Here is a 533-nt window from a genome sequence, read left to right as displayed (position 1 = left end):
GCAGTTTCTTTCTTAACGTAAGTAATTGTTCTTGTTACTTCTTTTTCTAAGTCAGATTTTGCTAATCCAGTTTCTGGCCATTTTGGTCCTTCTCCATTATCCGGATCTACTGGATCGTTTGGATTTTTCGGCTCTGTTACTGTCACAACTTTTTCATGTACTTTCAATTTGAATACTTGTGTTGGATCTCCATCTGTTGGATCTTTTTCGTTATCAAATTTTTGATTATTTAATAAGTCTTTATTTTCAACTACATATCCACGTTTTTCTAAGTCTGCAATCTTAGCTGTTACTGAATCAGTTGGAATCGCTGAATCCGTTGTTCCGTTATCAATACTTACTTTCTCAGTTGGTAATTCTACCTCTGTTCCTGTTGTTGTATTGAATACTTTCACTACAGCTTTTTGTGGATCTGCCACGTACGTAATATCTGTATTTGTTCCAGGTTCTGTTGGTACCGCTGGTGGAATGTATCCTTGTGTTGGATCATTTGGCACTTTTGGTTGTAACGGAGTTTCACCAATCTTCGGTGT

The 533-nt window shown here is 36.8% G+C and carries 1 pseudogene; it reads right to left on the bottom strand.

Annotation, left to right across the window (positions count from 1 at the left end):
* Positions 1 to 533 (bottom strand): annotated as a pseudogene (locus QZ114_RS08955) (mucus-binding protein); the annotation flags it as partial.

The sequence above is a fragment of the uncultured Streptococcus sp. genome (genome assembly GCF_901875575.1).
Lineage (GTDB): Bacteria > Bacillota > Bacilli > Lactobacillales > Streptococcaceae > Streptococcus.
Note: the sequence above shows the minus strand (reverse complement) of the source record. Positions and strands in the feature narration are given on the sequence as shown.